This window comes from Streptomyces sp. NPDC058632, assembly GCF_042717095.1.
GTDB lineage: Bacteria > Actinomycetota > Actinomycetes > Streptomycetales > Streptomycetaceae > Streptomyces.
Genome location: NZ_JBHXQZ010000178.1, coordinates 1 through 5,021, shown reverse-complemented (window position 1 = coordinate 5,021; position 5,021 = coordinate 1). Strand labels below are relative to the sequence as shown.

4 protein-coding genes and 1 pseudogene are annotated in these 5,021 nt (G+C 68.3%); 3 read left to right on the top strand and 2 right to left on the bottom strand.

Going from position 1 to position 5,021, the window contains the following annotated elements; genetic code table 11:
- Nucleotides 1–370: 370 nt before the first annotated feature.
- Complete coding sequence (locus ACFWVE_RS34660) at nucleotides 371–1,261, top strand: MerR family transcriptional regulator (protein ID WP_384023141.1); 891 nt, start codon at nucleotides 371–373, stop codon at nucleotides 1,259–1,261.
- Nucleotides 1,262–1,425: 164 nt separating this feature from the next.
- Here ACFWVE_RS34660 and ACFWVE_RS34655 read toward each other — a convergent pair whose 3' ends face one another.
- Complete coding sequence (locus ACFWVE_RS34655; protein ID WP_384023138.1) at nucleotides 1,426–3,033, bottom strand: ISL3 family transposase; 1,608 nt, start codon at nucleotides 3,031–3,033, stop codon at nucleotides 1,426–1,428.
- Nucleotides 3,034–3,149: 116 nt separating this feature from the next.
- On the opposite strand from ACFWVE_RS34655, the gene ACFWVE_RS34650 reads away from it, so the two are divergent.
- A complete protein-coding gene (locus ACFWVE_RS34650) occupies nucleotides 3,150–3,545 on the top strand; it encodes a MerR family transcriptional regulator (protein ID WP_383793253.1) in 396 nt (131 codons plus the stop codon).
- 106 nt (nucleotides 3,546–3,651) lie between these two features.
- A complete protein-coding gene (locus tag ACFWVE_RS34645; RefSeq protein ID WP_384023135.1) occupies nucleotides 3,652–4,575 on the top strand; it encodes an NADP-dependent oxidoreductase in 924 nt (307 codons plus the stop codon).
- 167 nt (nucleotides 4,576–4,742) lie between these two features.
- On the opposite strand, the pseudogene ACFWVE_RS34640 reads toward ACFWVE_RS34645, so the two are convergent.
- Nucleotides 4,743–5,021: pseudogene (locus tag ACFWVE_RS34640) on the bottom strand (ISL3 family transposase); the annotation flags it as partial.

Genomic DNA, 5,021 nt, shown 5'->3' with positions numbered 1-5,021 from the left:
CGAAACCGCATGAGCCAGCAATGGCGGTCAGGCGTCCCAGAGTTCAAGGGTCCATGAGGTTCCCGGGCCACTGCCCTCGCCCTGTCGGCGACGGGTAATCGTGGTTCTGGATCACTTTCCGTGCCAGAGCCACGGAGGGTCACCACAACCGCGTGTCGGCGGTCAGTGGGAATTCCCCAGCAGCGGCCACTTGGCGGGGAGCTATCTGGCCGCTGGCGGTCACTCTGCGTTCCCGGATGGTTCGTCGTTCTTGATCGGTCCCGGCGGCAGCTAGGGCCTGGCTCCGGTAGCACCTGGATGGGGTTGTTGCACATGCCGTAGCGGCATGTGGTGGGGTCGGGGCACCACAGCACGAAAGGCTCTGTCTGCGATGTACCCCTCCCTCACGCCTCCCCGGCAGGTCAAGATCGGTGATGCCGCTGCGTTCGCCGGGATCACCCCACGCGCCATCCGCCACTACCACGAGATCGGTCTGCTGCCGGAGCCCGAGCGCGGCGGGGACGGCCGCCGCCGCTACGGCTATGACGACATGACCCGCCTGCTGTGGATCCGCAAGATGGCTGATGCCGGTATCAGCCTGGACGACATGCGGGCCGCCTTCGGCGAAGCCCGGGACGAAGCTGGAGACGAAGCCCTGGACCAAGCCCCGGATATCGAGTCGGTCCTGAGCAGGCTGGAGGAAACCTTGGCGGCGCAGGAGGCCGCCATCAAACGTCGGCGCGCGGCTGTCCAGCGCCTGCAGGCGGTGGGCAGCCCGCTGGGGCTGCTCTCCGAACTGGTCACGGACCGGCTCAGCCACCTGCCCCCGGGCGCGTTGCGCCCCTCCGATCTGGACGCCCTGCTAGTCACAGAACGGATCTTCGGGCCGCTGGGCGCCGCCATCCAGGCCGGCACGTTCATCGTGCTGGCCACCCACCCCGACCTGCGGGCCGAGGAGGACCGTCTTGAGGCGGCCGAGGCCGCCCTCGACGACGGCGTCGAACCCGACGACCCGCGCGTCGAAGAGCTCGCCGTACAGCGATGCGCTCACCAAATGGCCCTGAATCAGGCCATCGAGGCAACTGGTCTCGACGCGGCCGAGGAGAAGATCTTCGAGATCTACGACGCCGACCTGAAAGGGGAGGAGGGCACAGAGGTGAGTGCCGCCACAGCGATCACCAAGATGCCTTACGACTTCTCTCCTGCCCGGATGCGCTGCGTGGAACTCGCCGGACGGCTCTTCGGCGAGGCCCTTGCCGACGCCCACTCCGCGGACAGCTGATCGCCTGTGCCTGGCACTGACGTGGCCCGACAACCGGTCGCGTTCATCCGCATGTGACCGATCGGGTCAGACGTCGAGCCCGGGCCGTAGCCAAGAGTGACATCACAACTGGCCGTACGTGGGGATTCCGAACTGGCCGCTGACAACCGCGATCATGAACGGCCTCACGCTGCGAGGAGGACCCGCTTGCGGAGCAGGTCGAAGTTGGCGCGGCCGAACATCTGCCGCTTCAGTATCTTGATCTTGTTGTTGTGGCCCTCGACCGCTCCAGAGCTGTAGGGCAGGCTGAGCCCGGCGACGACGGCATCGAAATCCTGGCCGAGGCCGGTGACAAAGCCATGCAGGGCGGGCAAGTCGTCAGCCTGCACGCGCTCTGTCCACTGACTGAGGTCCCGGCCCCGGCGGTCGTTCATCAACTCGGCGAAGAGACGAACGTGTTCGGCGGTTCTGCCGAGGGCGGGGCAGCGGGCGAGAATCTGCTTGAGCTGCTGGGCCTGGTCGTCGGTGAGGCGGTCGGGGCGACGGGTGATCCAGCTGGTCACGTCCCGCACGGACGGCGCTTTGCGGGGCGGATCGTCGTGCGGGAAGGCTTCGCGGAGCCGCTGCACGTACTTCTTCACGACGCTCTCGCCACCGGGATAGCCGCGCTCGCGAACTTCCTCGAACAGGCGGCGGGCGACGGTGCAGCCCTCCGCCCACCGCTGATGCAGGTAGGGCCTGTAGGGATCGAGGATGCTGGTTCTGCCGGTCCACCGTCCGACGAGGAGCTCGTCCGCGGTGGCCGCATTCGCGAGTCGGCGGACAGTGTTGCGGGCCAGGCCCAGCCGGCGGGCGATCGGCCGCAGCCCGAGCCCCTCATCCAGCAAGGCATGGACGGCCGAGTGCTGCTCCCGCACCCGATCGGACAGACGGCCTGACTGTCGTGGCTCATCCAGGGAACGCGGCATAAGAGCCGGATTCTCGAGGGGCTCAGCGCGGACCGGGGGAGTTTCCTCCGGCTCGCGCAGCAGGGCGCGGTGCTGGATGACCGTCTTCTCGACGGCTTCCACCAGGTTTTTCCAGATGTGCCACCGGTCCGCGACATGGATCGCATCCGGGGCGCCGAGCCGTCCGGCCTCGGCGTAAGCGGTCGACCGGTCACGGCATATCACCTCGACGCCGGGATGGTCGGTGAGCCAGGCAGCCACCGTTGCCGTGGCCCGGTCGGGCAACAGGTCAACCGGACGGCGCGTGTCGATGTCTACCAGGATCGTGCCGTAGTTGTGTCCCTTTCGCAGGGCGAACTCGTCCACTCCGAGAACCCGTGGTGTGTGCACTTCCGGCTCCGGAAGGCGGCGTATCAGCCGCAGGAGCGTCGACCGGCTCGCCCGGACCGCGAGCGTGTCCGCCAGGCGGGCGCCGGCCCGGCCCGCCAGCATCACCGCCACCTTTTGCAGCACCGTCTGCAGCCCGGCGCTTCGTCTCCCGTGCCGGAAGGTCAGCCCGTCGACCTGCTCGGCGAACGTGGCCTGCCGGCAGGCGCGGTCGCGGCAGCGGAACCGCCGGACCTGTAACTCGATCACCACGTGACGACCGCCGACTGCGGTGTCGGCGAGGCGGCGTACGTATCGGCTGTGCACTCGGCCCGACGTCGTCGAGCAAGCAGGACACGCAGCCCGCTCCGCCGACGCGCGGGCCCGCACGATCACCAACTCGCCGTCGACCACTGCACTTTCGAGCACAACGCCTTCGACCCGGTGGAACCACAGGTCCTGGAGGAACACATCACCCACGGCCGTTCATGATCGCGGTTGTGGTGACCCTCCGTGGCTCTGGCACGGAAAGTGATCCAGAACCGGATTCAGCCGCCGCCGACACACCTGGAGTACGCGAGCGTAGGCTCTCAGGAATGCGGATCGGCGAGCTGTCCACACGCACGGGCGTGAGTCCGCGCTCATTGCGGTACTACGAAGAGCAGGGCCTGCTGACCAGCTCACGCTCCGATACCGGGCAGCGTCACTATTCCGCTGAGGCAGTCCAGCGCGTGTCGCTCATCCGACAGCTGTTCGACGCGGGTATGTCCAGCCGAGTGATCGCGACTGTGCTGCCGTGTGTGGACGTCCCGGGTGACCTGGGCGTCGCCGAGGAGACGTTCACGGCGATGATGCGCGAGCGCGACCGGATCGACGACGACATCGCGCACCTGATCGAGACCCGGGATGCGCTCGACGTGCTGATCAGAGCCAACAGCCGGCACCGGGCGGAGCTGTCCACGTCGCCGGAGCCGGCGGCACGGTTGGCCTGATGCTGTGACCTGCGTCTCAGTCGGTTGCCCCTGACATCGATGTGAGAGGTGAGGATGGCTGCAGAGCCCGGAATCACCGGGTCGGTCACACGGGAGGCGGCAGAAGATGGGGCAGGCGTGGGGTTTCGGCAGGTATGGCGGGCCCGAGGTGCAGAAGTTCTTCGATCGTCCCGATCCCGTCCCTGGTAGCGGCGAAGTACTGATCCGGGTCGACGTGGCCGGCGTGAATCCCCTCGACCACATGCTGCGCTCGGGTCTGGTCCCCGGGCTCGACGGCGGGCGTCCGTTCCCCCGTGTGCTGGGTATGGAGGCAGCGGGAACCGTTCTCGCCCGGGGCGAGGACGTCGACGGGCTCGAAGTGGGTGACGCGGTCTTCGGCTTCGCACTCACTGGTGGCGGCACCTACGCCGAGACGACGGTGCTGTCCGCGCCGAACACCGCGCGCATCCCGGCGGGCCTGTCCGCGACCGTGGCGGCAACACTGCCCGTGACCGGGACGACCGCGGTGGACGTGCTCGACCAGCTAGGCCTCCCGGCCGGTGCCACGGTCCTGGTCAACGGGGTCGGGGGCGGGGTCGGCCTCGCTGTCGCCCGGCTGGCCGTCGGGCGCGAGCTGCGTGTGATCGGCACCGGGAGTACCGCCAAGCGCGAGCAGGCCGAGGCCATCGGGGTGCGGTTCATCGACTACACCGCCGGGGACGTCGTCGCCGCGGCACGCGAGCTGGTTCCGGACGGCCTCGACGGGATCGTCGACCTGGTCGGAGGCACCTCGCTGCGGACGGTCGCTCCGCTGGCCCGGGATCCACGCAACGTCATCGCTGTGGGTGATATGTCTGTGCCCGATCTCGGTGGGCGTTTCGTCGAGCGGCGCCTCGACCGGGAGAGCCTGGAGCGGTCGGCCCGGCTGGCCCTCGACGGAGTTCTCGCACCCGTGATCACTGCGGTCCATCCGCTCTCCGACGCCCTGGCCGCCCTCGCCACCGTCGAGAACGGTCACACTGCGGGCAAGGTTGTCATCAAGGTGGCATGAGAAGTGCCCGGCAGCCCAGCGCCGTCGACCGTCTGCGGACTGACAAGAGCCCGTGGTCAGCGCATCATCAACTGAGCACGTTCACCTGTACGGGGTTGAGCACGTTCAGGGCCCTGGCAAGATTTCCGTGAAGCCGAGGTGTGCAACCGTGCGCCGGTGACGCTCCGTCACCCGTAGTGGCGTCGGAGCAGGGCTATGAGGATGACGCGGTGGCGGAGCAGTGGGACCCCCGCGCGTCCGGCCATGATCCGTTTCTGGAGCTTCAGGTCGGTGATGCGGCCTTCGTTGACGCCGGAGTTGAACGGGGTGGTGATGCCCTGCATGACTGCGGTCTGGTCCTCGCGGATGGCTTTGGCCAGGCTGGCCAGGGCCGGAAGGCGGGCGGTGGTGAGTTGCTCGAGCCAGTCCGGCAGCGGGGCGGCGTCGCGGGCGTCGAGCATGGCGGC

What these genes read in the sequence shown, in the direction of transcription:
- ACFWVE_RS34650 (WP_383793253.1), top strand. Translation starts at nt 3,150, where the DNA reads ATGCGGATCGGCGAGCTGTCCACACGCACGGGCGTGAGTCCGCGCTCA.
- ACFWVE_RS34645 (WP_384023135.1), top strand. Translation starts at nt 3,652, where the DNA reads ATGGGGCAGGCGTGGGGTTTCGGCAGGTATGGCGGGCCCGAGGTGCAG.
- ACFWVE_RS34660 (WP_384023141.1), top strand. Translation starts at nt 371, where the DNA reads ATGTACCCCTCCCTCACGCCTCCCCGGCAGGTCAAGATCGGTGATGCC.